The organism is Variovorax sp. 679 (assembly GCF_003952185.1).
Classification (GTDB): Bacteria; Pseudomonadota; Gammaproteobacteria; order Burkholderiales; family Burkholderiaceae_C; genus Variovorax.
Genome location: NZ_RXFS01000002.1, coordinates 619224 through 645691 on the forward strand (window position 1 = coordinate 619224; position 26468 = coordinate 645691).

General features: G+C 67.0%; 26 protein-coding genes. All 26 read right to left on the reverse strand.

Annotation, left to right across the window (positions count from 1 at the left end; all coding sequences use genetic code 11):
• Positions 1-18 precede the first annotated feature (18 nt).
• The 26 genes from hisA to aroB all read right to left on the reverse strand — a co-directional run bounded on the left by hisA (position 19) and on the right by aroB (position 26433).
• Complete coding sequence (gene hisA, locus EJO71_RS06865; RefSeq protein ID WP_125947523.1) at positions 19-762, reverse strand: 1-(5-phosphoribosyl)-5-[(5-phosphoribosylamino)methylideneamino]imidazole-4-carboxamide isomerase; 744 nt, start codon at positions 760-762, stop codon at positions 19-21.
• Positions 763-825: 63 nt separating this feature from the next.
• Positions 826-1485 (reverse strand): imidazole glycerol phosphate synthase subunit HisH, encoded by a 660-nt coding sequence (hisH, locus tag EJO71_RS06870; RefSeq protein WP_125947522.1) that lies wholly within the window; start codon positions 1483-1485, stop codon positions 826-828.
• 19 nt (positions 1486-1504) lie between these two features.
• Positions 1505-2122 (reverse strand): imidazoleglycerol-phosphate dehydratase HisB, encoded by a 618-nt coding sequence (gene hisB, locus EJO71_RS06875; RefSeq protein ID WP_125947521.1) that lies wholly within the window; start codon positions 2120-2122, stop codon positions 1505-1507.
• Positions 2119-3216, reverse strand: a complete 1098-nt coding sequence (gene hisC / locus EJO71_RS06880) for a histidinol-phosphate transaminase (protein WP_125947520.1) — start codon at positions 3214-3216, stop codon at positions 2119-2121. Before hisC ends, hisB begins: the two co-directional genes overlap by 4 nt.
• Positions 3213-3563, reverse strand: coding sequence for a hypothetical protein (locus tag EJO71_RS06885; RefSeq protein ID WP_240651285.1), 351 nt, complete (start codon positions 3561-3563; stop codon positions 3213-3215). The genes hisC and EJO71_RS06885 overlap by 4 nt, the downstream gene beginning before the upstream one ends.
• A 5-nt stretch (positions 3564-3568) precedes the next feature.
• Positions 3569-4402: a hypothetical protein gene (locus EJO71_RS06890; protein ID WP_125947518.1), complete on the reverse strand. Its 834-nt coding sequence runs from the start codon at positions 4400-4402 to the stop codon at positions 3569-3571.
• Between the two features lie 35 nt (positions 4403-4437).
• Positions 4438-5760 (reverse strand): histidinol dehydrogenase, encoded by a 1323-nt coding sequence (hisD, locus tag EJO71_RS06895; RefSeq protein ID WP_125947517.1) that lies wholly within the window; start codon positions 5758-5760, stop codon positions 4438-4440.
• A gap of 18 nt (positions 5761-5778) precedes the next feature.
• Complete coding sequence (gene hisG, locus EJO71_RS06900; protein WP_125947516.1) at positions 5779-6420, reverse strand: ATP phosphoribosyltransferase; 642 nt, start codon at positions 6418-6420, stop codon at positions 5779-5781.
• Positions 6421-6448: 28 nt separating this feature from the next.
• Entirely contained in the window at positions 6449-7741 is a 1293-nt protein-coding gene (gene murA / locus EJO71_RS06905; protein ID WP_125947515.1) for a UDP-N-acetylglucosamine 1-carboxyvinyltransferase, read from the reverse strand.
• Between the two features lie 42 nt (positions 7742-7783).
• Entirely contained in the window at positions 7784-8026 is a 243-nt protein-coding gene (locus EJO71_RS06910; protein ID WP_019654412.1) for a BolA family protein, read from the reverse strand.
• Between the two features lie 118 nt (positions 8027-8144).
• Entirely contained in the window at positions 8145-8909 is a 765-nt protein-coding gene (locus tag EJO71_RS06915; RefSeq protein WP_125947514.1) for an ABC transporter permease, read from the reverse strand.
• A complete protein-coding gene (locus EJO71_RS06920) occupies positions 8906-9853 on the reverse strand; it encodes an ABC transporter ATP-binding protein (protein ID WP_125947513.1) in 948 nt (315 codons plus the stop codon). Before EJO71_RS06920 ends, EJO71_RS06915 begins: the two co-directional genes overlap by 4 nt.
• 33 nt (positions 9854-9886) lie before the next feature.
• The gene (locus EJO71_RS06925; RefSeq protein ID WP_125947512.1) at positions 9887-10162 is read right to left on the reverse strand and encodes an STAS domain-containing protein; all 276 of its coding nucleotides are present in this window, start codon (positions 10160-10162) and stop codon (positions 9887-9889) included.
• A gap of 13 nt (positions 10163-10175) precedes the next feature.
• Entirely contained in the window at positions 10176-10832 is a 657-nt protein-coding gene (locus EJO71_RS06930; RefSeq protein WP_125947511.1) for an ABC transporter substrate-binding protein, read from the reverse strand.
• 164 nt (positions 10833-10996) lie between these two features.
• Positions 10997-11731 carry a VacJ family lipoprotein gene (locus EJO71_RS06935; protein ID WP_171022501.1) on the reverse strand — a complete coding sequence of 245 codons (735 nt, stop codon included), beginning with the start codon at positions 11729-11731 and terminating at the stop codon, positions 10997-10999.
• Positions 11732-11757: 26 nt separating this feature from the next.
• Complete coding sequence (gene mlaD, locus EJO71_RS06940; RefSeq protein WP_125948043.1) at positions 11758-12246, reverse strand: outer membrane lipid asymmetry maintenance protein MlaD; 489 nt, start codon at positions 12244-12246, stop codon at positions 11758-11760.
• Between the two features lie 136 nt (positions 12247-12382).
• Complete coding sequence (gene mlaE / locus EJO71_RS06945; RefSeq protein WP_125947509.1) at positions 12383-13165, reverse strand: lipid asymmetry maintenance ABC transporter permease subunit MlaE; 783 nt, start codon at positions 13163-13165, stop codon at positions 12383-12385.
• The gene (locus tag EJO71_RS06950) at positions 13162-13992 is read right to left on the reverse strand and encodes an ABC transporter ATP-binding protein (RefSeq protein WP_125947508.1); all 831 of its coding nucleotides are present in this window, start codon (positions 13990-13992) and stop codon (positions 13162-13164) included. Before EJO71_RS06950 ends, mlaE begins: the two co-directional genes overlap by 4 nt.
• Positions 13993-14151: 159 nt before the next feature.
• Positions 14152-15630: a glutamate synthase subunit beta gene (locus EJO71_RS06955; RefSeq protein ID WP_125947507.1), complete on the reverse strand. Its 1479-nt coding sequence runs from the start codon at positions 15628-15630 to the stop codon at positions 14152-14154.
• 170 nt (positions 15631-15800) lie between these two features.
• Positions 15801-20567 (reverse strand): glutamate synthase-related protein, encoded by a 4767-nt coding sequence (locus EJO71_RS06960; RefSeq protein WP_125947506.1) that lies wholly within the window; start codon positions 20565-20567, stop codon positions 15801-15803.
• Between the two features lie 186 nt (positions 20568-20753).
• Complete coding sequence (locus EJO71_RS06965; RefSeq protein WP_125947505.1) at positions 20754-21449, reverse strand: transposase; 696 nt, start codon at positions 21447-21449, stop codon at positions 20754-20756.
• 32 nt (positions 21450-21481) lie between these two features.
• Entirely contained in the window at positions 21482-22375 is an 894-nt protein-coding gene (locus EJO71_RS06970) for an SAM-dependent methyltransferase (RefSeq protein WP_125947504.1), read from the reverse strand.
• Complete coding sequence (locus EJO71_RS06975) at positions 22372-22947, reverse strand: DUF1415 domain-containing protein (RefSeq protein WP_125947503.1); 576 nt, start codon at positions 22945-22947, stop codon at positions 22372-22374. The genes EJO71_RS06970 and EJO71_RS06975 overlap by 4 nt, the downstream gene beginning before the upstream one ends.
• Complete coding sequence (locus EJO71_RS06980) at positions 22944-24200, reverse strand: MFS transporter (protein WP_125947502.1); 1257 nt, start codon at positions 24198-24200, stop codon at positions 22944-22946. Before EJO71_RS06980 ends, EJO71_RS06975 begins: the two co-directional genes overlap by 4 nt.
• Positions 24197-25327 carry a deoxyguanosinetriphosphate triphosphohydrolase gene (locus tag EJO71_RS06985; protein ID WP_125947501.1) on the reverse strand — a complete coding sequence of 377 codons (1131 nt, stop codon included), beginning with the start codon at positions 25325-25327 and terminating at the stop codon, positions 24197-24199. Before EJO71_RS06985 ends, EJO71_RS06980 begins: the two co-directional genes overlap by 4 nt.
• Entirely contained in the window at positions 25324-26433 is a 1110-nt protein-coding gene (gene aroB / locus EJO71_RS06990) for a 3-dehydroquinate synthase (protein ID WP_171022500.1), read from the reverse strand. Before aroB ends, EJO71_RS06985 begins: the two co-directional genes overlap by 4 nt.
• Between the last annotated feature and the right edge of the window lie 35 nt (positions 26434-26468).

Sequence of the window (26468 nt, forward strand, 5' to 3'; positions counted from 1 at the left end):
TGCGCAGCGGTGGAGGCCTCAAGCGCCGGCCAGCTCGTCCGCGCGGGCCTGCGCGGCGGCGAAGTCGAGGTCGCCCGAATAGATGGCGCGGCCGCAGATCACGCCTTCGACGCCGTCGGATTCGACAGCGCAAAGCTGGTCGATGTCGGCCATGTTCGACAGGCCGCCCGAGGCGATCACCGGAATGGTCAGCGCCTGCGCCAGCTTGACGGTGGCTTCGATGTTGATGCCCGAGAGCATGCCGTCGCGGCCGATGTCGGTGTAGATGATCGACTCGACGCCGTAGTCCTCGAACTTCTTGCCCAGGTCGGCCACCTCGTGGCCCGTGAGCTTGCTCCAGCCGTCGGTGGCGACCTTGCCGTCCTTGGCGTCGAGGCCCACGATGATGTGGCCGCCGAAGGCGCTGCAGGCGTCCTTCAGGAAGCCGGGGTTCTTGACCGCGGCGGTGCCGATGATCACGTAGCGCAGGCCGTCGTCGATGTAGCGCTCGATGGTGTCGAGGTCGCGGATGCCGCCGCCGAGCTGCACCGGAATGTCGTCGCCAACTTCCTTCAGGATCGCCTTGATCGCCGCGTGGTTCTGCGGCTTGCCGGCGAAGGCGCCGTTCAGATCGACCAGGTGCAGCCGCCGCGCGCCGGCCTCGACCCACTTGCGGGCCATGGCAGCGGGGTCTTCGCTGAAGATGGTGGACTGGTCCATGTCGCCCTGCTTGAGGCGAACGCAGTGGCCGTCTTTGAGATCAATGGCGGGAATGAGGAGCATGGAAGTGACGCGAGTGTGCGGAATCCGGGCTGTGAAAACGTCGGCCCGGTCGGAAAAATAGGTTCAGGGGTTCCAGTGGAGGAAATTGCGATATAGCTGCAGCCCGTGGTCCGCACTCTTCTCCGGGTGGAACTGGGTGGCAAAAATGTTATCGCGTGCAATCGCCGCGGTAAAGCTCGCGCCATATTCCGCCTCGCCCACACTGTGTTTGGGGTCGGCCGGACGGGCATAGAAGCTGTGCACGAAATAGAAATAGCTCTGGTCGGGCACCCCTGCCCACACCGCGTGCGGCTGGGCCTGGCGCACCTGGTTCCAGCCCATCTGCGGCACCTTGAAGCGGCTGCCGTCGGGCTGCAGGCGGCCAGCCAGGTCGAACTTGACGACCTCGCCCGGAATGAGGCCCAGGCCATCGGTCGGGCCCTCGTCGCTGCGCGACAGCATCATCTGCATGCCCACGCACACACCGAAGAGCGGCTTGCTCGCCGCCGCCTCGAGCACCGACTCCTGCAGGCCGGAGTCGCGCAATTCGCGCATGCAGTCGGGCATCGCGCCCTGCCCCGGCAGCACCACGCGGGTGGCCTTGCGGACCACGTCCGGGTCGGAGGTGACGAACACCTCCACGCCGACCTGGTCGGCCGCGTGGCGCACGGCCTGCGACACGGAGTGCAGGTTGCCCATGCCGTAGTCGACAACCGCGACAGTGTTTGCTGCTACAGATTTCATAGCTGATTGACGAACGCGTTCAGAGCGAGCCCTTGGTCGAGGGGATGACGCCGGCGGAACGCGGGTCGAGTTCGAGCGCGCCGCGCATGGCACGCGCGAAGGCCTTGAACACCGTCTCGCACTGGTGGTGCGCATTGACGCCCTTGAGGTTGTCGATGTGCAGCGTGACGAAGGCGTGGTTCACGAAGCCCTGGAAGAACTCGTAGGTGAGCTGGCTGTCGAAGGTGCCGATCATCCCGCTGGTGAAGGGCACGTGCATCACGAGGCCGGGACGGCCCGAGAAGTCGATGACGACGCGGCTCAGGGCCTCGTCGAGCGGAACGTAGGCATGGCCGTAGCGGCGGATGCCCTTCTTGTCGCCGATGGCCTTGGCCACCGCCTGGCCCAGCGTGATGCCCACGTCTTCCACCGTGTGGTGGCCGTCGATGTGCAGGTCGCCCTGGCAGTCGATCTCGAGGTCGATCAGCCCGTGGCGGGCGATCTGGTCGAGCATGTGGTCGAAGAAGCCGATGCCGGTGGACAGCTTGGCCTTGCCGGTGCCGTCGAGATTGACGCTGACGGTGATCTTCGTCTCGGCGGTGTTGCGGGTGACCGTCGCGGTGCGATCGGTGCTGCCCGTGGTGGTGGGGGTGGTCATAGTGAGGCTTCGAGTGCCGCGAGCATCCGCGCATTCTCGTCGGCCGTTCCGACGGTGAGGCGCATGCAGTTTGCGAGCAGTTCGTGCATTTTAGAAACGTTCTTCACCAGCACCCCGCGTGCCTTCATACCCTCGAAGGTCTTGGCGGCATCGTGCACCCGCAGCAGGATCATGTTGGCGTCGCTGGGCCAGGTCTTCACGCCGGGCAGGCGGCCAAGCCCCGTCAGCAGGCGCTCGCGCTCCTCGCGGATCTGCCGGGCCTGCGCCTCGAACACGTCGGCGTGCTCCAGCGCGAACAGCGCGCACTCGCAGTTGAGCACGCTGATGTTGTAGGGCGGGCGCACCTTGTCGATCTCGGCGACCAGCGCGGCCGGGCCCATCATGTAGCCGAGGCGGATGCCGGCGAGGCCGAACTTGCTGAGCGTGCGCATCAGCAGCACATGGCCGTGCCTCGCCAGCCGGTCGATGTAGCTGCGGGCGGCGAAGGGCTGGTATGCCTCGTCGATCACCACCAGGCCGCCCTGCGCGCCCTGGGCCTCGACGATCCTCTCGACGACCGCGTCGTCCCAGAGGTTGGCGGTCGGGTTGTTCGGGTACGCGAGGTAGACGATGGAGGGCTTCTCGCGCGCGACGGCGGCCAGCATGGCGGCCTCGTCGAGCTCGAAGTCGGCCGTGAGCGGCACGCCGACGAACTTCAGCCCCTGCAGCTTCGCGCTCATGGCGTACATGACGAAGCCGGGCACGGGCGCCAGCACGGTGGCGCCGGGCAGGTCGCAGGCAATGGCCAGCAGCGAGATCAGCTCGTCCGAACCGTTGCCCAGCATCAGCTCGAAGCCCTCGGGCATCTGCGCGTGGGCGGCCAGCGCGCGACGCAGGTCGGCGCCGCGCTCGCCCGGATAGCGGTTGAGCGCCAGCGCGCCGAGCCGTGCGCCGAGCTCGGTCTGCAGCGCGGGCGGCAGGCCGAAGGGGTTCTCCATCGCGTCGAGCTTGATGAAGCCGCGCGCGTCCTGCACCGCATAGCCATGCATGGACCGCACATCGTCGCGGATACGTTCGAGCGAAGGGCGGGGGGATTCGGAGGGAGCAGCGGTCATCGGGTGCAGCGGTAGCTGTTTCGGAGGGCGCCGGCCATGACCAGTTGCACGGGCATGTCGGCTTCGTAACTGTCGGCGTTGCGGCTCAGCTCGGTCTGGTAGAGCGAGCGCGCCATGGAAGGCTCCAGGCGGCGGCCTTCGACGCAGAACACGGGCTTCTGCCCGTTGCGCTGCGAAGATTCGACGCCTTCGCGAAGGCCTTCGAGCACGCCGACGAGGTAATAGCTGGCGTAGGCCTTGCCGTCCTTCTCGCCGGCTTCGAGCGTGCGCAGTTCGCGGATGCTCATGGCCTGCGCGCCGGTCGCGGCCGCTGCCAGGGCGAGCAGCAGGAAGGCAGCGCGCTTCATCGGCATCACTTGCGGTAGCGCGGCGGTGGCGCGTAGGCGCCGTCGGCCGGGAAGGCGCTGGGCTGCGCCGGAGCCGCGTCGCGGCGCTGGCGGCGCGGTGCGTCGCGCTCCTCGAGCTCGAACAGCGCGGCGCCGATCACGCCGATGTTGCGCACATCGCCGGCCTCGGTGTTCGCGGCGTAGGCGCGGCCGGGCGTGGAAAAGCGGAAAGCCGCGACCTCGTTCTGGCTCTTGCGGAAGCCTTCGACGGTCAGCGACTCCAGCGGCCGCAGCACGTAGCCGCCGTTGCGCAGGCTGCCGGGCTTGCCGTTGAGCACATCGAGGCCGTCGACCGTGGCGATCACCTCGTAGCTGCGCTCGCTCAGGTTGCGAAAGCGCAGCGTGTAGCGCGAGCCTTCGACGCCGGCGAGGCGGAACATGTCGTCGCCGCCGCTGCCCCGGCGGGCGCGCTGCAGCGGGAGCGGGCGGCCGTCCTCGTCGAGCACCGACCATTCGACGTCGCCATCGGCCAGCAGCAGGTTCAGACGCCGCTCGGGGTTGGTGCCCACTGCACGGCGCACGGCGGAGGCTTCGTTGTAGCCCACCGAGGCCAGGTCGTCCGGCCGGTCGGACAGCCGCTTGGTGACGACCGCACGGGTCTTCGATTCGATGCCCTCGCCCCACTGGGTGCCGAGCTGCGGCGCGGGCGCGGCAGGTGCGGCGGCGCTGGGCGTTGCGGTGGCGGCGACCGATGCGCGCGGCGCCTGCGGCATCTGGCTGCAGGCGGCCAGCAGTGCGGCGCCCGCGACGGCCGTCGCGGCAAACCTGAACAGACGCGAACCAAAGAGACGATCGATCATCTTGCTTGCTCCCCCCAAAGACGGGTTGTTGGAGCTCAGATCTTACGCAGCCGCATCCGGGCGGCCTCGGCGTGCGCCTGCAGGCCCTCGCCCTCGGCCAGCGTCACGGCGATCGGCCCCAGCACCTGCGCGCCTGCCTCGCTGACCTCGATCAGGCTGGAGCGCTTCTGGAAGTCGTACACGCCCAGCGGGCTGGAGAAACGCGCCGTGCCGCTGGTGGGCAGCACGTGGTTCGGCCCGGCGCAGTAGTCGCCCAGGCTTTCGCTGGTGAAGGCGCCGAGGAAGATCGCTCCGGCATGGCGCAGCAGCGGCTCCCAGCGGTTCGGCTCGCTGCTGCTCACTTCGAGGTGCTCGGGAGCGATGCGGTTGCTGATCTCGCAGGCCTCTTCCATGCTCTTCGTGTGGATCAGCGCGCCGCGGCCGTTGAGCGAGGCGGCGATGATTTCCGCGCGCGGCATGGAGGGCAGCAGGCGGTCGATCTCGGCCTGCACGCGGTCGATGTAGGCAGCGTCGGGACACAGCAGGATGCTCTGGGCCAGCTCGTCGTGCTCGGCCTGGCTGAACAGGTCCATGGCCACCCATTCGGGCGGCGTGGTGCCGTCGGCCAGCACGAGAATTTCGCTCGGGCCCGCGATCATGTCGATGCCCACGGTGCCGAACACGCGGCGCTTGGCGGCCGCCACATAGGCGTTGCCAGGGCCGGTGATCTTGTCGACGGCGGGGACGGTGGCGGTGCCGTAGGCCAGCGCAGCGACGGCCTGCGCGCCGCCGATGGTGAAGCCGCGCGTCACGCCGGCCACGTAGGCGGCGGCGAGCACGAGCTGGTTCTTCTCGCCCTTCGGGGTCGGCACGACCATGATGATTTCGCCCACACCTGCGACGTGCGCGGGAATGGCGTTCATCAGCACGCTCGACGGATAGGCGGCCTTGCCGCCGGGCACGTAGATGCCCACGCGGTCGAGCGGCGTGACCTTCTGGCCGAGCAGCGTGCCGTCGGCGTCGCGGTAGCTCCAGCTTTCGCCGCTGGCCTTCTTCTGGGCCTCGTGGTAGCTGCGCACACGGCGCGCGGCGGCTTCGAGCGCGTCGCGCTGCGCGACGGGCAGAGCCTCGAAGGCGGCCTTGAGCTCGGCCTGCGTCAGTTCCAGCTCCGGCAGCGTCTTCGCGCCCAGCTTGTCGAAGCGGTTGGTGTACTCGAGCACCGCCTCGTCGCCGCGCTTTTGCACGTCGGCGAGGATGTCCGCCACCACCTTCTCGATGGCCGCGTCGTCGTCCGCGGACCAATGCAGCCGCGCCTTGAATTCAGCGTCGAAGCTGGCTGAAGTCGTGGACAGACGGGCGGGGGCTGCTTTCGAGGTCATTTGAGTGGGCGAGAGGGTTCAGGCGGAAGGAATGGCCGACGCGAAGGCGTCGACGATGCGGCGGATCGGCTCGCGCTTGAGCTTGAGCGCGGCCTGGTTCACCACGAGGCGCGCGCTGATGTCCATGATGCGTTCGACCTCGACGAGGTGGTTGGCCTTGAGCGTGTTGCCGGTGGAAACCAGGTCGACGATGGCGTCGGCCAGGCCCGTGAGCGGCGCCAGCTCCATGCTGCCGTAGAGCTTGATCAGGTCGACGTGCACGCCCTTGCTGGCGAAGAAGTCGCGCGCGAGGCCCACGTACTTGGTCGCCACGCGCAGGCGCGAGCCCTGCTTCACGGCCGAGGCATAGTCGTAGTCGGCGCGCACGGCCACGCTCAGGCGGCAGGCCGCGATGCGCAAATCGAGCGGCTGGTACAGGCCCTGGTTGCCGTGCTCGAGCAACACGTCGAGGCCGGTCACGCCGAGGTCTGCGCCGCCGTACTGCACGTAGGTGGGCACGTCGGAGGCGCGCACCAGCACCACGCGCACGTCGGGGCGGGTGGTTTCGAGAATCAGCTTGCGCGACTTCTCGGGGTCTTCGGTGACCTCGATGCCGGCGGCGGCCAGCAGGGGCATCGTCTCCTCGAAGATGCGGCCTTTGGACAGAGCAAGCGTGATCACGATTGCGACTCCTGTGATGCGAGGGTGATCATGCGGCGGCCGCTCCGGTCAGTCGTTCGATGTCGGCGCCCAGGCCACGCAGCTTGGACTCCATGCGGTCGTAGCCCCGGTCGAGGTGGTAGATGCGGTCGACCAGCGTCTCGCCCTCGGCCACGAGGCCGGCGATGACGAGGCTGGCCGAGGCGCGCAGGTCGGTGGCCATCACGGTGGCGCCCGAGAGCTGCTGCACGCCCTCGACCATCGCCACCTTGCCCTCGACGTGGATGCTGGCGCCCAGGCGGACCATCTCGTTCACGTGCATGAAGCGGTTCTCGAAGATGGTCTCTGTGACCATCGAAGCGCCTCGCGCGATCACGTTCAGCGCCATGAACTGGGCCTGCATGTCGGTCGGGAAGCCCGGGTACTCGGTGGTGCTGAAGCTCTGCGCCTTCAGGTGCTCGTAGGCGGGGCCCCTGGAGCTGATGCGCACGCCGTCCTTCTCGGGCGTGACCTTGCAGCCCGCGTCGCGCAGCTTGTCGATCACGGCGTCGAGGTGGTCGCCGCGCGCATGGCGCAGGAAAGCCTCGCCGCCAGTGGCCGCCACTGCGCACATGAAGGTGCCGGCCTCGATGCGGTCGGCCACCACGGCGTGTTCGCAGCCGTGCAGCTTCTCGACGCCCTGGATGCGGATGTGGCTGGTGCCGTGGCCTTCGATCTTCGCGCCCATGCGGATCAGCATTTCGGCCAGGTCGACGATCTCGGGCTCCTGCGCTGCGTTCTCGAGCAGCGTCTCGCCCTCGGCCAGCGCGGCGGCCATGAGGAAGTTCTCGGTGCCGGTGACGGTGACCATGTCGGTCAGGATGCGCGCGCCCTTCAGGCGGGTGCGCCCGGCGGGCAGGCGCGCGACCATGTAGCCGTGCTCGACCACGATCTCGGCGCCCATGGCCTGCAGGCCCTTGATGTGCTGGTCGACCGGCCGCGAGCCGATGGCGCAGCCGCCCGGCAGCGACACCTTGGCATGGCCGAAGCGCGCCAGCAGCGGACCCAGGGCCAGCACGGAGGCGCGCATGGTCTTCACGAGCTCGTAGGGTGCCTCGGGCTTGTTCAGGTCGGCCGCGTCGAGACGCACGGTGCCGTTGTCGTCGCGCTCGGCCGAAACGCCCATGTTGCGCACCAGCTTGAGCATGGTCGACACGTCCTGCAGGCGCGGCACGTTGTGCAGCACGACGGGCTGGTCGGTCAGCAGGGCCGCGCACAGTTCGGGCAGCGCTGCATTCTTGGCGCCGGAAATGAGTACTTCGCCGCGGAGCTCTCGCCCGCCGCGAATCAGAAGTTTGTCCATCGAAGTTCCAGCGAAATCAGGAGGCCACGAGGGGCCGGGGAGTTATTTTTCCACCGCCGCCCATTCGGCCGGCGTGTATGTCTTCATCGAAAGCGCATGCACCTCGTCGGTGTGCATTTTCGCACCGAGGGTGGCATAGACCCGCTGGTGGCGCTGGATCGAGCGCTTGCCCTCGAATTCGGCCGAGACGATGGTCGCGTACCAATGTCGGCCATCGCCCTCCAGCGAGATGTGCTCGCACGGCAGGTGGGCGGTGATGATGGCTTGGAGCTGGTCAGCGGTCATGGGATGAGCATTTATTGGAAAACACCGCGGGACCGGCTTTGCCGGGCCGCGGGTGTTGCCCCCGGAAGGGGGTTGGCGAAGCGACACGAAGTGCGCGAAGACTGGGGGAGAGCCATGTTCAGCCCCGGATTTTGTAGCCGATACGGAGAAGGTGGACAGCGATGGCACTCACCACCAGCCACGCGATGCCGACGATGCCCAGGCTGAGCCAGGGCGAGGCGTCGCTCACGCCGAAGAAGCCGTAGCGGAAGCCGTCGATCATGTAGAAGAACGGGTTCAGGTGGCTCACGTTCTGCCAGAACGGAGGCAGCGAGCTGATCGAATAGAACACGCCCGACAGGAAGGTCATGGGCATGATCAGGAAATTCTGGAACACCGCCATCTGGTCGAACTTCTCGGCCCAGAGACCGGCGATGAGGCCCAGCGTGCCCAGCATGGCCGAGCCCAGCAGCGCGAACACCAGGATCCAGACCGGCGCGACGAAGCTCGGCTGCGCGAACAGCACCGTCACCGCGAACACGCCCAGCCCCACGGCCAGCCCGCGGATGACCGACGAGCCCACGTAGGCGAAGAACCAGCCCCAGTGCGACAGCGGCGTGAGCAGCACGAAGACCAGGTTGCCCATGATCTTGCTCTGGATGATCGATGACGAGCTGTTGGCGAAGGCGTTCTGCAGCACGCTCATCATCACGAGGCCCGGCACCAGGAAGGCGGTGTAGCCGACGGTGCCGTAGACCTTCACGTGGTCTTCGAGCACGTGGCCGAACACCATCAGGTACAGCAGCGCGGTGAGCACCGGCGCGCCCACGGTCTGGAAACCGACCTTCCAGAAGCGCAGCGTCTCCTTGTAGAGCAGCGCGCGCCAACCCGTGACGGCCATCATCGCGCCACCTCCAGCGGGGTCTGTTCGCCGGCCATCAGGTCGATGAACACGTCTTCGAGGTCGGCTTTGCGCATTTCCACGTCTTCCACCGCGACGCCGGCTTCGCGGATCGCGGCCAGCAGTTGTTCGACTTCATGGGCGTTCTGCGCCGGCAGCTGCACGATGCGACCGGTGATGCGCGCATGCTGGGCAATGGCCCAGGGCAGCATGGCGTCGGTCTTGAAGCGCAGCACGTTGCTCGCTGCCGATTTCAGCAGTTCGCTGGTGCGGTCGAGTGCGATCACCCTGCCCTGCTTGAGCATCGCGATGCGGCTGCACAGCGCCTCGGCTTCTTCGAGGTAATGGGTCGTGAGCAGCACGGTGCTGCCCTGCTTGTTGAGTCTTGCGACGAACTGCCAGAGCGTCTGGCGCAGTTCGACGTCGACGCCGGCGGTGGGCTCGTCGAGCACGATCACCGGCGGCTTGTGCACCAGCGCCTGCGCAACGAGCACCCGGCGCTTCATGCCGCCGGAGAGCTGGCGCATGTTGGCCGTGGCCTTGTCGGCGAGGCCCAGGCTCTGCAGCAGCTCGTCGATCCAGGCCTCGTTATTCGTGATGCCGAAATAGCCCGACTGGATGCGCAGCGACTCGCGCACGTTGAAGAAGGGGTCGAACACCAGCTCCTGCGGCACGATGCCGAGCTGGCGGCGCGCCTGCGCGTAGTCGCGCTGAACGTCGAAGCCATGGACGCTGATCGCACCCGCCGTGGGCCGCGACAGGCCCGCGAGCATGCTGATCAGGGTGGTCTTTCCCGCGCCGTTCGGGCCGAGCAGGCCAAAGAACTCGCCCGGCTCTATCTGGAAGCTGACCTCGTCGACGGCCTTCAACCCCGGCTTGCCCTGGGCTTTCTGCTGTCTGGAGGGGGGATAGGTCTTGGAGACCGACTGGAATGAGATCGCGGGCATGGGAGCCCGCGATTTTAAGGGGCCGTTACTTTTTCAGGGCGCGGCGGGCAAAAGGCCCGCAATGCCGTACAAGGCGGCCAGTTCGCGCAGCCGGGGCGACAGGCCCTTGACGGAGAAACCGCGCCCCAGCGCGCTCGATTCGCGCCGGCATTCGAGCAGGACGGCCAGCGCCGACGAATCGAACTGGGTCAGCGCCGTCGCATCGACCACAGTGGACGACGAGTCGGCCTGTCCCTTCAGCCCCTGCTGCAGCATGCGCATGCAGGCAGGAGCCTCGTCGTGGGTGAGTCGGGTGGGCAGGACCAGCATCGCGCGCTTCCGGTCAGCCCTTGCTGTTGCCCTTGTTGCGCGCGGCCAGCGCGGCGATCAGGCCGTCGATGCCGCTCTTGTTGATTTCCTGCGCGAACTGGGTGCGGTAGGTATCGACCAGCCAGACGCCCAGCACGTTCAGGTTGTAGACCTTCCAGCCGGCGCCCTGGCCGGGGGTCTTCTCGAGGCGGTAGTCGAGCTGGACCGGATCGCCACGGCCCTTGACCTCGGTGCGCACCAGCACGTCCTTGTCGTCGGGCGAACCGCGGAACGGACGGATGGTGACGGTCTGGTCGGTCACCTGGTCGAGCGCACCGGCGTAGGTACGCACCAGCAGGGTCTTGAACTCGTCCTGCAGGCGCTTCTGCTGCTCGGGCGTGGCGGTACGCCAGGCCGGGCCGACGGCCGAGGCCGTCATGCGCTGGAAGTTGACGTTGGGCATGATCTTGCTGTCGACCAGCAGCATGATCTTGTTGACGTCGCCCGACTTGATGGACGAGTCGGCCTTGATCGTCTCGAGCACGTCGGTCGACAGGCGCTTGACGAGCGCGTCGGGCGCTTCGTCGGCTGCGCGGGCGGGCTGGACGAAGGCGACAGCGGCACCGAACAGCAGGGCACCGGCCAGCACCAGGCGGCCAAGATCGCGACGTTGCAGGGTGGTGTTGTTCATTGAGAGTCCCTCTTCAATCAAGTTTGAGAATCCGCAGGCATCCGGAAAAGCCGGCTGCTGAGACAGGAACGGTTTCGAGCCCACCAGGGTGGACCGGGTTCCTGTCCGGGAGGTGAAGCCTTGCAACCGGATGCAAGCAGCCTCCCCTGTGCGACGTTGCTTTTTTATTTGTCGGTGCCCTTGTCCGTGCCGCCGCCGTCGTCGGGCGGATTGCCGTCGTAGACCTGGCTGCGGCGGCGCTGCAGGAATGCATCGCGCGTGAACGAATACTTGTCGAGCGCCGCGTCGCCGAGCAGGCGGCTCGCGCGCAGGTACTGCGAACGCGTGTCGACGACGCGCAGCACCGTCAGCGAATTGCGCCAGGGGATGTCTTCCACATGGCCCAGCGGGTCGCCCCACACGTCGAGCGGCTTGGCAGCCGTATCGCGCAGCGTGGAGGAGCCCAGCAGCGGCAGCACCACGTACGGGCCGGCGCCCACGCCCCAGTAGCCCAGGGTCTGGCCGAAGTCTTCCTCGTGGCGGGGAATGCCCGCCTCGGTTGCCACGTCGAGCAGGCCGCCGAGGCCGAAGAAGGTGTTGACGTTCAGCCGCATGAAGGTCTCGGCGCTGTTCTGCAGCTTGAGCTGGGCCACGTTGTTGGCCAGGCTCCAGACATCGCCGATGTTGCCGAAGAAGTTGTTCACGCCGGTGCGCACCATCGAAGGCAGCGCATTCTGGTAGGCCGTGGCCACGGGGACCAGCACTGCGTCGTCGACTGCGTCGTTGAAGCGCGAGACGCCGCGGTTGAACGGCTCGAAGGGGTCCGCCGGGTTGGCGCTGGGACCCGTGGCGCAACCGGCCACTACCGCAAGAACGGCTGCGGCGCCAATCCAGCGGCCGCGATTTGCTACGTTATTCATAGCAAAAGACAAAGAAGATCGTGTTTTCATTTTTTATTGGCTGTTCCAGACGTCGAATTGCCTTCGGCCGCCTTGCTGTACAGGAACTGGCTGATCAGGTTCTCCAGCACCACGGCCGATTGGGTCGCGGTGATGGTGTCGCCGGCCTGCAGGTTCTTGTCCTCGGCGCCCGCCTCGATCCCGATGTACTGCTCTCCAAGCAAGCCACTGGTCAGGATCTTGAGCGAACTGTCCTTGGGAAAACTGTAGCGGTTTTGCAAAGCCAGTGTGACGTCTGCCTGAAAGGTCTTGTCGTTGAAAGAGATGGATTCCACGCGGCCGACCACGACGCCCGCGCTCTTCACCGCGGTTTGCGGCTTGAGGCCGCCGATGTTGTCGAAGCGCGCGGTGACCGCATAGGTCTTCTGGAAGTTCAGGCTCAGCAGGTTGGCCGACTGCAGCGCGAGAAACAGCAGCGCAGCGGCGCCGATCAGGACGAACAGCCCGACCCAGATGTCGTTGTTGGAACGTTGCATATCGACTCTTCCTAAATTCCTGCGGTTTGACTCATTCGGGGAACACCGCAGAACCGGCTTTGCCGGGCTGCTGGTGTTGCCCCCTGCAAGGGGGTTGGCGGCCACACGAAGTGGGCAAGCCTGGGGGTGTGCTCATTCATATGCTGAACATCATGGCGGTGAGCAGGAAGTCCAGCCCCAGCACCGCCAGGGATGCCGACACCACCGTGCGCGTGGTCGCGCGCGACACGCCTTCGGGCGTGGGCTGGGCCTCGTAGCCCTGCAGCAGCGCGATGAAGGTCACGGTGAAGCCGAAGACGATGCTCTTGATCACGCCGTTGCCGACGTCGCGCCACACGTCGACGCCGCCCTGCATCTGTCCCCAGAATGCGCCCGGGTCGACGCCCAGCATCATCACGCCCACCACGTAGCCGCCCAGGATGCCGACCGCGCTGAACACGGCCGCCAGCAGCGGCATGGTGATGACGCCGGCCCAGAAGCGCGGCGCGAGCACGCGCTGCACCGGGTCGATCGCCATCATCTCCATGGCGCTCAGTTGCTCGTCGGCCTTCATGAGGCCGATTTCGGCTGTCAACGACGTGCCGGCCCGCCCAGTGAAAAGCAATGCCGCCACCACCGGCCCGAGCTCGCGCACCAGGCTCAGCGCCACCAGCAGGCCCAGCGCCTCTGAGGAACCGTAGCGCTGTAGCGCGTAGTACATCTGCAGCCCGAGCACGAAACCCACGAACAGGCCCGACACGCCGATGATCGCCAGCGAGTAGTTGCCCAGGAAATGGATCTGGTCGCGAACCAGCCCGAAGCGGCGCATGATCCGCGCCCCCGGACCGACCAGGCGCATGAAGAGCTTCGCACCGTAGCCCAGGTTGGCCAGATGGCTGCGCGTGGCAAAGCCGGCGTCGGAAGGCTTCCACCAGGTCATGAGCGTCCTCCTTCGACATTGCCGAAGTCGTCTTCGATGCTGACGCCGGGATAGTGGAAATGAACGGGCCCGTCGGGCAGTGCATTGACGAACTGATGGACCAGCGGATCGGCGCTCTCGCGCACCTCGGCGGGCGTGCCCTGCGCGGCGATGCCGCCGTTGGCCAGGATGATCACGTGATCGGCGATGCGGAAGGTTTCCTCGAGATCGTGCGACACGATGATGCTGGTGAGCCCCAGCGCGTCGTTGAGCTGGCGGATCAGGCGCGCGGCCGTACCGAGCGAGATCGGATCGAGCCCCGCGAAGGGTTCGTCGTACATGACGAGATCGGGGTCGAGTGCGATCGCACGCGCCAGCGCCACGCGCCGCGCCATGCCGCCCGACACCTCGCTGGGCATCAGGTCGCGCGCACCGCGCAGGCCGACGGCGTCGAGCTTCATGAGCACCACGTCGCGCACCAGCGCTTCGGAAAGCTGCGTGTGCTCGCGCAGCGGAAACGCCACGTTGTCGAACACGCTCATGTCGGTGAACAGCGCGCCGAACTGGAACAGCATGCCCATTCGCCGCCGCGCCGCGTAGAGGGCGCTCACATCGAACTTGCCGACATCGCCACCGTCGAAGAGCACCTCGCCGCGCTGCGCCTTCTGCTGTCCGCCGATGAGGCGCAGCACGGTGGTCTTGCCGCCGCCCGAAGCCCCCATCAGCGCCGTCACCTTGCCGCGCGGCACGGCGAACGAAACGCCATCGAGGATGGCGCGTGCGCCATAGCCGAACCTGACGTCGCGAAACTCTACGAAGGGCTGTGGCAGTGGTGTGGCTGGGTCCATCTCAATAAAAAAGCCGGGGCGCTCTTTCAAGCATCCCGGCATGCGGTTTGACGCGGATGATAACGGGGCCTTGGGCGGCCACGCCGAATTGAAACAAAATTCAGCGAGGCTGCCGTCAGACCCTCGTCAGGAACTCGCCTGCGAGGCGATCCGCATGGATCAACGAGGCAGGTCGCTGAACCCCATCAGGAATTCGTCCACGGAACGCGCAGCCTGGCGGCCTTCGCGAATCGCCCACACCACGAGCGACTGTCCGCGACGTATGTCGCCGGCGGCGAAAACCTTCGGAACGTTGGTGGCATATCCGCCGATGAAGTCGACCGTTGCCCTGGCGTTGCCGCGCGCATCCTTCTCCACGCCGAATGCGTCGAGCACGGTGGCCACGGGGCTCACGAAGCCCATGGCGAGCAGCACGAGGTCGGCCTTGAGCACCTGCTCGCTGCCGGCGACTTCCTGCATCTTGCCGTCCTTCCATTCGACGCGAACCGTCTTCAGGCCGGTGACCTTGCCCTTCTCGCCGATGAACTCCTTGGTGGAGATCGCGAACTCGCGCTCGCAGCCTTCTTCATGGCTGGAGCTGGTGCGCAGCTTGATCGGCCAGTACGGCCAGGTCAGCGGGCGGTTTTCCTCCTCGGGTGGCTGCGGCATCACCTCGAACTGCGTGACGCTGACGGCGCCGTGGCGGTTGCTGGTGCCGACGCAGTCGGAGCCGGTGTCGCCGCCGCCGATGACGATGACGTGCTTGCCGTCGGCGCGCAGCTGGCCCTTGACCTTGTCGCCCGCGTTGACGCGGTTCTGCTGCGGCAGGAACTCCATCGCGAAATGGATGCCGTCGAGGTCGCGGCCGGGCACAGGCAGGTCGCGCGACTGCTCGGCGCCGCCGGTGAGCAGCACGGCGTCGAATTCCTTCTGCAGCTGCTCGGGCGTGACGGTCTCCTTGGCCAGGTTCGTGACCTTGGAGCCCTTGCCCAGCGGATCCTTCGCGGCGCCGACCATCACGCCGGTGCGGAAGGTCACGCCCTCGGCCTTCATCTGCTCGACGCGGCGGTCGATGTGCGACTTCTCCATCTTGAAGTCCGGGATGCCGTAACGCAGCAGGCCACCAATGCGATCGTTCTTCTCGAACAGCGTCACGTCGTGGCCGGCGCGAGCGAGCTGCTGCGCAGCCGCCATGCCGGCCGGGCCCGAACCCACCACCGCGACCTTCTTGCCGGTCTTGTGCTTGGCGACGCGCGGCGCCACCCAGCCTTCGTCCCAGGCGCGGTCGATGATCGCGTGCTCCAGCGACTTGATGCCGACCGCGTCGTCGTTCACGTTGAGCACGCAGGCTGCTTCGCAGGGTGCGGGGCAGATGCGGCCGGTGAACTCGGGGAAGTTGTTGGTCGACTCGAGCACCGCGAAGGCGTTCTGCCAGTCGTTGCGGTACACGAGGTCGTTGAAGTCCGGAATGATGTTGTTGACCGGGCAGCCGCTGTTGCAGAACGGCGTGCCGCAGTCCATGCAGCGCGCGCCCTGCACCTTGGCCTGTTCGGTGTTCAGGCCGACGACGAATTCCTTGTAGTGCTTGAGACGTTCCTCGACGGGCTTGTAGCCCTCCTCGAGACGCTCATGCTCCATGAAGCCGGTGATCTTTCCCATCGTGATTCCTTTACACCCCCGTTGCTTGCTCACTGCGTGTAGCCGCCTCCCCCCTCAAGGGGGCAACACCAGCGGCCCGGCAAAGCCGGTTCCGCGGTGTTCCCCGAAGGGGCTGTGACAGTTTCACGCGCTGCACGCCTTACAGAGGTTCATTCTGTTTTGGTTGATCTTCAAGCCGCGGCGGGGACCGTCTGCGGTGCGGGGGCTGCCAGCGCGTGCGGCTCGAGACCGATATGCGCGTTGTTGCCGCTGCTCGTGAGTTCGACCTTGCGGTCGTGCAGCTCGGCCAGCGCGCGCTTGTATTCGTTCGGGAACACCTTCACGAACTTCGTGCGCGACACGGCCCAGTTGTCGAGCAGCTCGCGCGCGCGCTTGCTGCCGGTCCAGCGGTGGTGCTCTTCGAGCAGCTTCTTGAGCTGCGCTTCGTCGGTCACGCCGCCGTGCCAGATCTTGCGATGCACGCTCGCGGTCTGCTCGGCCGAGGTCAGCACCTTGTCGAGCGAGACCATCGAGAGGTTGCAGCGCGAGGCGAACTGGCCGTCTTCGTCGTAGACGAAAGCGACGCCGCCGCTCATGCCGGCCGCGAAGTTGCGGCCGGTCTTGCCGAGCACGGCCACCGTACCGCCGGTCATGTATTCGCAGCCGTGGTCGCCGGTGCCTTCGATGACCGCCGTGGCGCCCGACAGGCGCACCGCGAAGCGCTCGCCGGCCACGCCGCACAGGTAGGCCTCGCCGGTGGTCGCGCCGTACAGCGCGGTGTTGCCGACAATGGTGTTGCGCGCAGCCTCACCGCGGAAGTCGAGGCTGGGACGAACCACCACGCGGCCGCCCGAGAGGCCCTTGCCGGTGTAGTCGTTGGCGTCGCCGATCAGGTACAGCGTGATGCCGCGCGCCAGGAAGGCGCCGAACGACTGGCCGCCCGTGCCTTCGAGCTGGATGCGGATCGAGTCGTCAGGCAGGCCCTGCGGATGCACCTTGGTCAGCGCACCGGAGAGCATCGCGCCCACCGAACGGTTGACGTTGCGCGCCACCTCGATGAACTGCACCTTCTCGCCCTTGTCGATGGCGGGGCGCGACTTCTCGATGAGCTTCACGTCCAGCGCCTTGTCGAGACCGTGGTCCTGGTTCTCGACATGGAAGCGCGGCACCTCGGCCGGCACGTTCGGCAGCGCGAACAGGCGGCTGAAGTCCAGGCCCGCGGCCTTCCAGTGCTCGATGCCCTTGCGCATGTCGAGCAGGTCGGCACGGCCGATCAGGTCGTCGAACTTGCGGATGCCGAGCTGGGCCATGATCTGGCGCACTTCTTCCGCAACGAAGAAGAAGTAGTTGACGACGTGCTCGGGCTTGCCCGAGAACTTCTTGCGCAGCACCGGGTCTTGCGTGGCCACGCCCACCGGGCAGGTGTTCAGGTGGCACTTGCGCATCATGATGCAGCCCTCGACCACCAGCGGCGCCGTGGCGAAGCCGAATTCGTCGGCGCCCAGCAGCGCGCCGATGGCGACGTCGCGGCCGGTCTTCATCTGGCCGTCGGCCTGCACGCGGATGCGGCTGCGCAGGCGGTTGAGCACCAGCGTCTGCTGCGTCTCGGCCAGGCCGATTTCCCACGGGCTGCCCGCGTGCTTGATCGACGACCACGGCGAAGCGCCCGTGCCGCCGTCATGGCCGGCGATCACGACGTGGTCGCTCTTGCACTTGGCCACGCCTGCAGCGATGGTGCCGACGCCGATCTCGCTCACCAGCTTCACGCTGATGCTGGCGTGCGGCGCGGTGTTCTTCAGGTCGTGGATGAGCTGGGCCAGGTCCTCGATCGAGTAGATGTCGTGGTGCGGCGGCGGCGAGATGAGGCCCACGCCCGGCACGGCATAACGCTGCTTGCCGATGTACTCGGTGACCTTGCCGCCCGGCAACTGGCCGCCCTCGCCCGGCTTGGCGCCCTGCGCCATCTTGATCTGGATCTGGTCGGCCGAATGCAGGTACTCGGCCGTGACGCCGAAGCGGCCCGACGCGACCTGCTTGATGCGCGAACGCAGCGAGTCGCCGTCCTTCAGCGGCAGGTCGACCTCGACGTTCTCGGCGCCGACGATGCTCTTGAGCGTGTCGCCCTGCTTGATCGGGATGCCCTTGAGCTCGTTGCGATAACGCGCCGGGTCTTCCCCGCCTTCGCCGGTGTTGCTCTTGCCGCCGATGCGGTTCATGGCCACGGCCAGGACCGAGTGCGCCTCGGTGCTGATGGAGCCCAGCGACATCGCGCCGGTGGCGAAGCGCTTGACGATCTCGGCCGCGGCCTCGACCTCGTCGACCGGAATGGCCTTGGCCGGGTCGATCCTGAACTCGAACAGGCCGCGCAGCGTGAGGTGACGGCGGTTCTGGTCGTTGATGAGCTGCGCGTATTCCTTGTACGTGTTCCAGTTGTTGGAACGCGTGCTGTGCTGCAGCTTGGCGATGGCGTCGGGCGTCCACATGTGCTCTTCGCCACGCGTGCGCCAGGCGTATTCGCCGCCGGCGTCGAGCATGTTGGCGAGCACCGGGTCGTCGCCGAAGGCGGCCTTGTGCATGCGGATGGCTTCCTCGGCGATCTCGAAGACGCCGATGCCTTCCACGCGGCTGGCGGTGCCGGTGAAGTACTTGCTCACCGTCTCGCTGTTCAGGCCGATGGCTTCGAACAGCTGGGCACCGCAGTAGCTCATGTAGGTGCTGACACCCATCTTCGACATGATCTTCGAGAGACCCTTGCCGATGGCCTTGACGTAGTTGTAGACCGACTTGTCGGCGCTCAGCTCGCCCGGCAGGTCGGCGTGCATCGCGACCAGCGTTTCCATCGCGAGATAGGGGTGCACGGCTTCGGCGCCGTAGCCCGCCAGCACGCCGAAGTGATGCACTTCGCGCGCCGAGCCGGTCTCGACCACCAGGCCAGCCGTGGTGCGCAGGCCCTCGCGCACCAGATACTGGTGCACGGCCGACAGCGCCAGCACGGCGGGAATGGCCACCTGCGTGGGGCTCACGCCGCGGTCGCTCACGATCAGGATGTTGTGGCCGCCCTTGATGGCGTCCACGGCTTCGGCGCACAGCGAGGCCAGCTTCGCTTCGACGCCTTCGTCACCCCACGCGAGCGGATAGGTGATGTCGAGGACGTAGCTCTTGAACTTGCCCTGCGTGTACTTGCCGATGTCGCGCAGCTTCGCCATGTCGGCGAAGTCGAGGATCGGCTGGCTCACTTCGAGCCGCATCGGCGGGTTGACCTGGTTGATGTCCAGCAGGTTCGGCTTGGGGCCGATGAAGGACACCAGCGACATCACGATGGCTTCGCGGATCGGGTCGATCGGCGGGTTCGTGACCTGCGCGAACAGCTGCTTGAAGTAGTTGTACAGCGGCTTGTTCTTGCTCGAGAGCACGGCCAGCGGGCTGTCGTTGCCCATGGAGCCGATGCCTTCCTCGCCGGCCTGCGCCATCGGGCTCATCAGGAACTTGATGTCTTCCTGGGTGTAGCCGAAGGCCTGCTGGCGGTCGAGCAGTGGCACCTGCGACAGCGGTGCCTTGACCGCTTCGGCGGCCTCGGCCTTCACGCTGTCGAGCTTGATGCGCAGGTTCTCGATCCACTGCTTGTAGGGCTTGCTGTTGGCGAGGTTGGCCTTGACCTCCTCGTCGTCGATCATGCGCCCCTGCTCCAGGTCGATCAGGAACATCTTGCCGGGCTGCAGGCGCCACTTGCGCACGATCTTCTGCTCGGGCACGGGCAGCACGCCCGATTCGGAAGCCATGATGACCAGGTCGTCGTCGGTCACGCAGTAGCGCGAGGGGCGCAGGCCGTTGCGGTCGAGCGTGGCGCCGATCTGGCGGCCGTCGGTGAACACGATGGAAGCCGGGCCGTCCCACGGCTCAAGCATGGCGGCGTGGTACTCATAGAAAGCGCGGCGGCGCGGATCCATGGTGGCGTGCTGTTCCCAGGGCTCGGGAATCATCATCATCACGGCCTGGCTGATGGGGTAGCCGGCCATCGTCAGCAGCTCGAGGCAGTTGTCGAAGGTGGCGGTGTCGGACTGGCCGGCGAAGCTGATCGGGTAGAGCTTCTGCAGGTCGGCGCCCAGCACGGGCGACGACATCACGCCTTCGCGTGCCTTCATCCAGTTGTAGTTGCCCTTGACCGTGTTGATTTCGCCGTTGTGGGCGACATAGCGGTACGGGTGGGCCAACGGCCACTCGGGGAAGGTGTTGGTCGAGAAGCGCTGGTGCACCAGGCCCAGGGCCGAGACGCAGCGCTTGTCCTGCAGGTCGAGATAGTAGGTACCGACCTGGTCGGCCAGCAGCAGGCCCTTGTAGACCACGGTGCGGCTCGACATGCTGGGAACGTAGTATTCCTTGCTGTGCTTGAGCTTCAGGCGCTGGATGTTGGCGCTGGCGGTCTTGCGGATCACGTAGAGCTTGCGTTCCAGCGCGTCCTGCACGATCACGTCGTTGCCGCGGCCGATGAAGACCTGGCGCAGCAGCGGTTCCTTTTCGCGCACGGTGGGCGACATGGGCATGTCGCGGTTGACCGGCACGTCGCGCCAGCCAAGCAGCACCTGGCCTTCGGCCTTGATCGCGCGCTCCATTTCCTGCTCGCAGGCTTCGCGGGAGGCGTGTTCCTTCGGCAGGAAGATCATGCCGACGCCGTATTCGCCCGGCGGGGGCAGCGTGACGCCCTGCTTCGCCATTTCCTCGCGGTAGAGGTGGTCGGGCAGCTGGATCAGGATGCCGGCGCCGTCGCCCATCAGCTTGTCAGCGCCCACTGCGCCGCGATGGTCAAGGTTTTCGAGGATCTTCAGGCCCTGCAGCACGATGGCATGGCTCTTTTCGCCCTTGATGTGTGCAACGAAGCCAACGCCGCAGGCGTCGTGCTCGTCGGCAGCGGAATACAGACCGTGTTCTTGGAGATGCTTGATCTCGGCAGCCGTCGTCATGGGCGCGCTCCTTCAGTTTTCGCAGGGAATCGGAGCATATTGCGTTGCACAAAGAATGCCAAACACTTTAATAGGGGTCAGATTCTTATTAAATGTTGAGTTTTTCAATAGGAATTAAATTAGGGACACATCAAAAACAGGAGCAACAAAGCCAATCCATGCGATGGATCGAAGCGACTTCTCAGTTCAGGATTGGGTATTCGAAGGCGGCCGTCCGGCCTTTGCCTTGACCACGCGGCGGTCGGTGGACTTCTGCAGGCTGTCGAGAAAGTCGTGGTCGCCGGCGGCCCAGCCCCGCAGGGTGGCCTCGGTCAGCGCGCTCTGGTCTGCGGCGCGCACCCCGGCGCGCACCAACTCGACATACGCCGCCTCGCGTGCGAACGGCGTGTTGCCGAGCTCCCAGTACAGCGGATGGGGCGTCAGCAGCCGGTCGTGCCGCAGGCCGGCGTAGTGGCCATGACTGGACCACGGGAAGTCGCGCGCATCGGCCACCATGCCCGCCCTCACCGGGTTGAGGTCGATGTAGGCCATACAGGTCAGCAGGTAGCGGTCGGTCTGGATCAGCGTCGACCTGTAGCGTCCTTCCCACAGCGTGCCGCTGCGGCCGTGGCGGTCGTTGAAGTAGCGCACGTAGCTGCGCCCCACCGACTGCATGAACTGCGGCAGCCCGGTGGCGCTGTCGGGCGTGGCCAGCAGGTGGAAGTGGTTGTCCATCAGCACGTAGGCATGCACCGCGATGCCGAATCGTGCGGCATTCTCGGCCAGCAGCGCGAGCAGCTTCTCGTGGTCCTCGCGGTCCACGAAGATCGGCTGGCGGTTGTTGCCGCGCTGGATCACGTGGTGCGGCATGTCGGCCAGCGTGAGACGGGGAAGACGGGCCATGGATCGGGCGGACGCGAGTTGCGCGCCGGCGTTCAGGCGAGACGGAAGCGCGTGTCGCCCAGCGTGTCGAGCCCGAACTGCGCCAGCAGCTCGCGCAGCCGCGTGGCTGCGCTCGCCTTGCGCTGGCCGGTGTAGCGCGCCAGGATCAGTTCGTTCTTCATGCTGTGCTCCCAGCCGACCAGCTCGGTCACCGTGACGCTGTAGCCGTTGGCTTCGAGATAGAGGCAACGCAGCACATTGGTGAGCTGGCTGCCGATCTCGCGCGTGTGCAGTGGATGTCGCCACAGTTCGGCCAGTGGCGTGCGTGACAAGGCAAGTGCCTTGGTCTCGCGCAGACAGGCGGCCACTTCGGCCTGGCAGCAGGGCACCAGCACCATGCAGCGCGCCTTCTTGGCCAGTCCGAAGGCGATGGCGTCGTCGGTTGCGGTGTCGCAGGCGTGCAGCGCGGTGACCACGTCGATCTGCGCCGGCAGCTCGCCCGACTGCGCCGATTCGGCCACGGTGAGGTTCAGGAACGACATGCGCTCGAAGCCCAGCCGCTGCGCCAGCGCGCGCGAGCGCTCGACCAGTTCGCCCCGCGTCTCGATGCCATAGACATGGCCATTGCCGCCCTGGCGCGCCCGGAAGAACAGGTCGTAGATGATGAAGCCGAGGTACGACTTGCCCGCCCCATGGTCGGCCAGCGTGGCGCCCGCCCCCTCTTCCGGCAGCTCGCGCAGCAGCTGCTCGATGAACTGGAACAGGTGGTAGACCTGCTTGAGCTTGCGCCGCGAGTCCTGGTTGAGTCGGCCCTCGCGGGTCAGGATGTGCAGTTCCTTGAGCAGCTCGACCGACTGGCCGGGGCGCAGGACTTCGGCCAGTTCGGCATCGGCCTTGGCGGCCTTGTTCGTCTTGATTACCGGTTTGGTCGCGGCCTTGGTGTTCATGGCCTGGCGCTCCCGGGGCCGACGTCGAGTGCCGCCCAGCCATCGGGCCCCAGTGCTTCGAGCGTGTCGATATTGCGCTCGAAGATGGCCTCGGCTTCGGGAAATGCCTCGACCGCACGGCTCACGCTGTCCTCGCGCAGCAGGTGCAGCGTGGGATACGGCGCGCGGTTGGTGGCGTTGCCGATGTCGTCGGCCTCGGTGCCGGCGAACTGGAACTGCGGATGAAAGCTCGCCAGCTGGAACACGCCGTCGAAACCGGCGCGCGCGAGCCGGCGTTCGGCACGCGCCGTGAAGTCGTTGAAGTCCAGAAAGTCGGCCAAGGTGTTCGGTGCAATCAGAAGGGTTGTGTCGCGCACGGCGGCGTCGAGTGCTGCGAGGTCTTTGGCTTGGGCAAGCAGCGCGTCCATCAGGTCAGCTTCTTCGGCGGGCTCGTACACGGCGTAGTGGATCTGCGCCTTCACGTGCACGGCCTTCGCAAAGGGACACAGGTTGAGGCCGATCACCGCGCGCTCGAGCCAGCGCTGCGTGTCGGCTTCGGCCTGGGCGGCATCGATTGTCGCCGGGCGCGTCATGCCATCTCCGCCGCAGGGCGAATCCGCCCAAGCCGCCGTGCGATCGCCATGCCGACCAGCGAGCAGGCCAGCGTGGCCGTCCAGGTCCAGTGCCATCCACCGACACGGTGGGCCAGCCACGCCACGGCAGGCGGCGCCAGGAACTGGCCGAGCGAGGAAGCCTGCTGCATGAGGCCGACCGTCGTGGACACGGTGGCGGGCCCGGGCGCCAGCCGCACGCCCAGCAGGAACAGCGTGGCCGGCACCATGCCACCGCCCAGCGAGAAAGCGCAGACGGCGATGTAGCGCAGCGCGGGCGGCAGGCCCAGGGCGTCGGCGCCCTGCCCTGTCTGCGCGAAAGCCGCCACCCCACCCAGCGCCATCGTCAGGAAGCCAAGCTGCAGCAGCCGCTCGGGCGCTACGCCACGCTGCAGCCAGCGACCGCCGGCAACGTTGCCGACGATGTTCATCGCGGCCGCGAGCGCGGTGAGCACGGCGTTCCAGGCGGCCGGCACACCCGCGCCCGCATAGATGGCCGGCAGGAAGCCGATAACGGCCATCCATTGAGACGAGTACACGGCGAAGGTCAGCGCGACCAGCCAAGGTGCACGAGCGCCCACGGTGGCGCGCAGCCGCGACGACCAGCCGCCGGAAGCCGGACCGGTCGCGGTTGGGCGAAGCCGGTCGGCAGGAACCGCCACCCACAGCCAGAGTGCCGCCCCGGCCGATACGACCGAGAGCGCCCACCACCAGTCCGGCCATCCGCCCCAGGCGATCAGGGCCGGCCCCAGCAGCAGCGCAAGGGCCACGCCGAGCGGCATGTACGCACCCCACAGACCCAGCGCCGCCTTGTCGGCACCCGGCGGGGTCAGGGCGCGGATCAATCCGGGGCCGGGCATCACCGTCAGAAGGAAACCGACGCCTTCCAGGGCCCGCAGCACGAGCAGCCATTGCACGGCATGCGTTCCGCCCAGATCGGTGCCGGCCAGTCCACCCAGCAGGCTGGCGGCCGTGAGCACGACCAGCCCCGTCAGCATGCTGCGGCGCAGGCCGATGGTGTCGGCAGCTAGGCCGACCAGCAGCCCCAGCGTCATGCTCGCGACCTGCACCAGCGACAGCAGGAATCCCGCCTCGACCAGGCCGATGCCGAGCGACGCCTGCAGCGCCGGCACCGCGGGCGGCAGCTTGCCCAGATGCAAGGCCCCGCTGACACCGCCCAGCAGGACGGCGAATGCAGCCGCCGGAACGCGCGGGCGCACGGCCTGTCCGCTCATGCAATGCCCCGGCGGCCGGTGAGCCGTTCGTGCTCGCGCACGGCGAAGCGGTCGGTCATGCCTGCGATGTAGTCGGCGACCGCGCGGGGCCTGTCCTGCCGCTCGGCGTAGGAGGCCGGCATCTCGGCGCCGCGCTCAAGGTAAGCCTCGAACAGCTCCCGCACCACCTGCCGCGCCTGGTCGGTGGTCTGGGTGACCTGGGGATGCCTGTAGAGGTTGTGGAAGAGAAAACGCTTCAGGTCTTCGGACTGGGCCTGCATGGTGTCGCTGAACGCGACAACGGGCGGGGCCTTGCGCACCGCATCGGCATCGGCCGGAGCCAGGGCTTCGAGCGCTGCACGCGTCGCGTCGATCACGTCGTAGACCTGCGCGCTCAGCATGCGCCGGATGGTTTCGTAGAGCACGCGGCGGCCCTCCAGCTGCGGGTGCTCGGCCAGCGCCTCGCGGCGATGGCGCTCGAACAGTTCGACCTCGGACAACTGCTCGATGCAGATGAGCCCCGAGCGCACGCCGTCGTCGATGTCGTGGGCGTTGTAGGCGATGGCGTCGGCCAGGTTGCACAGCTGGGCCTCCAGCCCCGGCTGCGTGCGGTCGAGGAAGCGCCGGGCCACGCCGTTGGGCTCTGCCGCCTCGAGGCGCTCGGCGTTGGCGCGCGAGCAGTGCTTGAGGATGCCCTCGCGGGTCTCGAAGCTGAGGTTCAGGCCGTCGTACTGCGGATAGCGATGCTCCAGCGCATCGACCACTCGCAGGCTCTGCAGGTTGTGCTCGAAGCCGCCATGGCCGGCCATGCAGTCGTTGAGCGCGTCCTGGCCCGCATGACCGAAGGGCGTATGGCCTAGGTCGTGGGCCAGGGCAATCGCCTCTACCAGGTCCTCGTTGATCCGCAGGGCCCGCGCAATCGAACGCCCCAGTTGGGCGACTTCGAGCGAGTGCGTGAGCCGGGTGCGGAACAGGTCGCCCTCATGGTTGAGGAACACCTGCGTCTTGTAGACCAACCGGCGAAAGGCCGTGGAATGCACGATCCGGTCGCGGTCGCGCTGGAAGGCATCGCGCGTGGGCGCGGGCGGCTCGGCATGCCGGCGGCCGCGCGACCGCGCGGGCTGGCAGGCGTAGGCCGCGAGGCTCATCCCGCGCAGCACTGCGCGAGCACTTCGCGCACGAGCGTGTCGGGTGCGCTGCGGACCACCGCGGAGCCGGGCTTGTCGATCACCACGAAGCGGATTTCGCCCGCTTCCGACTTCTTGTCGACGCGCATCAGTTCGAGGTAGCGATCCGCGCCCAGCGCCGGTCCAACGGTCGGCAGGCCGGCCCGTTCGATCAGCCGCGTGAGCCGTTCGACGAAGGCGGCGTCGACGCCGCCGAGCCGCTGCGACAACTGCGCCGCCATCACCATGCCGCAACCGACGGCCTCGCCATGCAGCCATTCGCCATAGCCAAGGCCCGATTCGATTGCGTGGCCGAAGGTGTGGCCGAAGTTGAGGATCGCGCGCAGGCCGGTCTCGCGCTCGTCCTGCCCGACCACCAGAGCCTTGATCTCGCAGCTGCGCTTGACGGCATGGGCCAGCGCCGCGGGCTCCCTTGCAACGAGGGCTTCGATGTTCGCCTCGATCCAGTCGAAAAAAGCCATGTCGTGGATCGGGCCGTACTTGATGACTTCGGCCAGCCCGGCGCTGAGTTCGCGCGGCGGCAGGGTCTGCAGCGTGGCCAGGTCGCAGACCACGAGCTGCGGCTGGTAGAACGCGCCGATCATGTTTTTGCCCAGCGGATGATTGATCGCCGTCTTTCCGCCAACCGAGGAATCGACCTGCGCCAGCAGCGTGGTAGGCACCTGCACGAAGGGCACACCGCGCATGTAGCTCGCGGCTGCGAAGCCGGTCATGTCACCTACCACGCCGCCTCCCAGGGCGAAAAGCACCGTCTTGCGATCGCTGCCGCGGCCGAGCAATTCGTCGAAGATCAGGTTCAACGTCTGCAGGTTCTTGTATGCCTCGCCGTCCGGCAGTTCGAGCAGGTGAACCGCCCGGAAACGGCCTGCCAGAGCCGTCTGCAGAGCCTTGGCATAGAGCGGCGCCACAGTGGTGTTGCTGACGATCAGGGCCGTCGCCGAGGTGGGCACGGCGGAAAAGCTCCGCGGGTCGTCCAGCAGGCCGGCGCCGATCAGGATCGGGTAGCTGCGATCGCCGAGCTGGATGTCGACGCGTTCTGGCGGGGCGGAGAGTTCAGACAGGGACATGGGCAGCGAGTTTAGGCGCTGCGGGCCCGGCAGGC

Coding starts and splice junctions, on each gene's coding strand:
- EJO71_RS06985 (WP_125947501.1), bottom strand. CDS start 25,327: ATGAGCCTCGCGGCCTACGCCTGCCAGCCCGCGCGGTCGCGCGGCCGC.
- EJO71_RS06960 (WP_125947506.1), bottom strand. CDS start 20,567: ATGACGACGGCTGCCGAGATCAAGCATCTCCAAGAACACGGTCTGTAT.
- EJO71_RS06950 (WP_125947508.1), bottom strand. CDS start 13,992: ATGGACCCAGCCACACCACTGCCACAGCCCTTCGTAGAGTTTCGCGAC.
- hisD (WP_125947517.1), bottom strand. CDS start 5,760: ATGACCTCGAAAGCAGCCCCCGCCCGTCTGTCCACGACTTCAGCCAGC.
- aroB (WP_171022500.1), bottom strand. CDS start 26,433: ATGTCCCTGTCTGAACTCTCCGCCCCGCCAGAACGCGTCGACATCCAG.
- mlaD (WP_125948043.1), bottom strand. CDS start 12,246: ATGCAACGTTCCAACAACGACATCTGGGTCGGGCTGTTCGTCCTGATC.
- EJO71_RS06885 (WP_240651285.1), bottom strand. CDS start 3,563: ATGAAGCGCGCTGCCTTCCTGCTGCTCGCCCTGGCAGCGGCCGCGACC.
- EJO71_RS06970 (WP_125947504.1), bottom strand. CDS start 22,375: ATGAACACCAAGGCCGCGACCAAACCGGTAATCAAGACGAACAAGGCC.
- hisB (WP_125947521.1), bottom strand. CDS start 2,122: ATGACCACCCCCACCACCACGGGCAGCACCGATCGCACCGCGACGGTC.
- mlaE (WP_125947509.1), bottom strand. CDS start 13,165: ATGACCTGGTGGAAGCCTTCCGACGCCGGCTTTGCCACGCGCAGCCAT.
- hisC (WP_125947520.1), bottom strand. CDS start 3,216: ATGACCGCTGCTCCCTCCGAATCCCCCCGCCCTTCGCTCGAACGTATC.
- EJO71_RS06935 (WP_171022501.1), bottom strand. CDS start 11,731: ATGAATAACGTAGCAAATCGCGGCCGCTGGATTGGCGCCGCAGCCGTT.
- EJO71_RS06965 (WP_125947505.1), bottom strand. CDS start 21,449: ATGGCCCGTCTTCCCCGTCTCACGCTGGCCGACATGCCGCACCACGTG.
- EJO71_RS06980 (WP_125947502.1), bottom strand. CDS start 24,200: ATGAGCGGACAGGCCGTGCGCCCGCGCGTTCCGGCGGCTGCATTCGCC.
- murA (WP_125947515.1), bottom strand. CDS start 7,741: ATGGACAAACTTCTGATTCGCGGCGGGCGAGAGCTCCGCGGCGAAGTA.
- EJO71_RS06930 (WP_125947511.1), bottom strand. CDS start 10,832: ATGAACAACACCACCCTGCAACGTCGCGATCTTGGCCGCCTGGTGCTG.
- EJO71_RS06955 (WP_125947507.1), bottom strand. CDS start 15,630: ATGGGAAAGATCACCGGCTTCATGGAGCATGAGCGTCTCGAGGAGGGC.
- EJO71_RS06915 (WP_125947514.1), bottom strand. CDS start 8,909: ATGATGGCCGTCACGGGTTGGCGCGCGCTGCTCTACAAGGAGACGCTG.
- hisA (WP_125947523.1), bottom strand. CDS start 762: ATGCTCCTCATTCCCGCCATTGATCTCAAAGACGGCCACTGCGTTCGC.
- EJO71_RS06920 (WP_125947513.1), bottom strand. CDS start 9,853: ATGCCCGCGATCTCATTCCAGTCGGTCTCCAAGACCTATCCCCCCTCC.
- EJO71_RS06925 (WP_125947512.1), bottom strand. CDS start 10,162: ATGCTGGTCCTGCCCACCCGACTCACCCACGACGAGGCTCCTGCCTGC.
- EJO71_RS06975 (WP_125947503.1), bottom strand. CDS start 22,947: ATGACGCGCCCGGCGACAATCGATGCCGCCCAGGCCGAAGCCGACACG.
- hisH (WP_125947522.1), bottom strand. CDS start 1,485: ATGAAATCTGTAGCAGCAAACACTGTCGCGGTTGTCGACTACGGCATG.
- EJO71_RS06910 (WP_019654412.1), bottom strand. CDS start 8,026: ATGACCGCTGACCAGCTCCAAGCCATCATCACCGCCCACCTGCCGTGC.
- EJO71_RS06890 (WP_125947518.1), bottom strand. CDS start 4,402: ATGATCGATCGTCTCTTTGGTTCGCGTCTGTTCAGGTTTGCCGCGACG.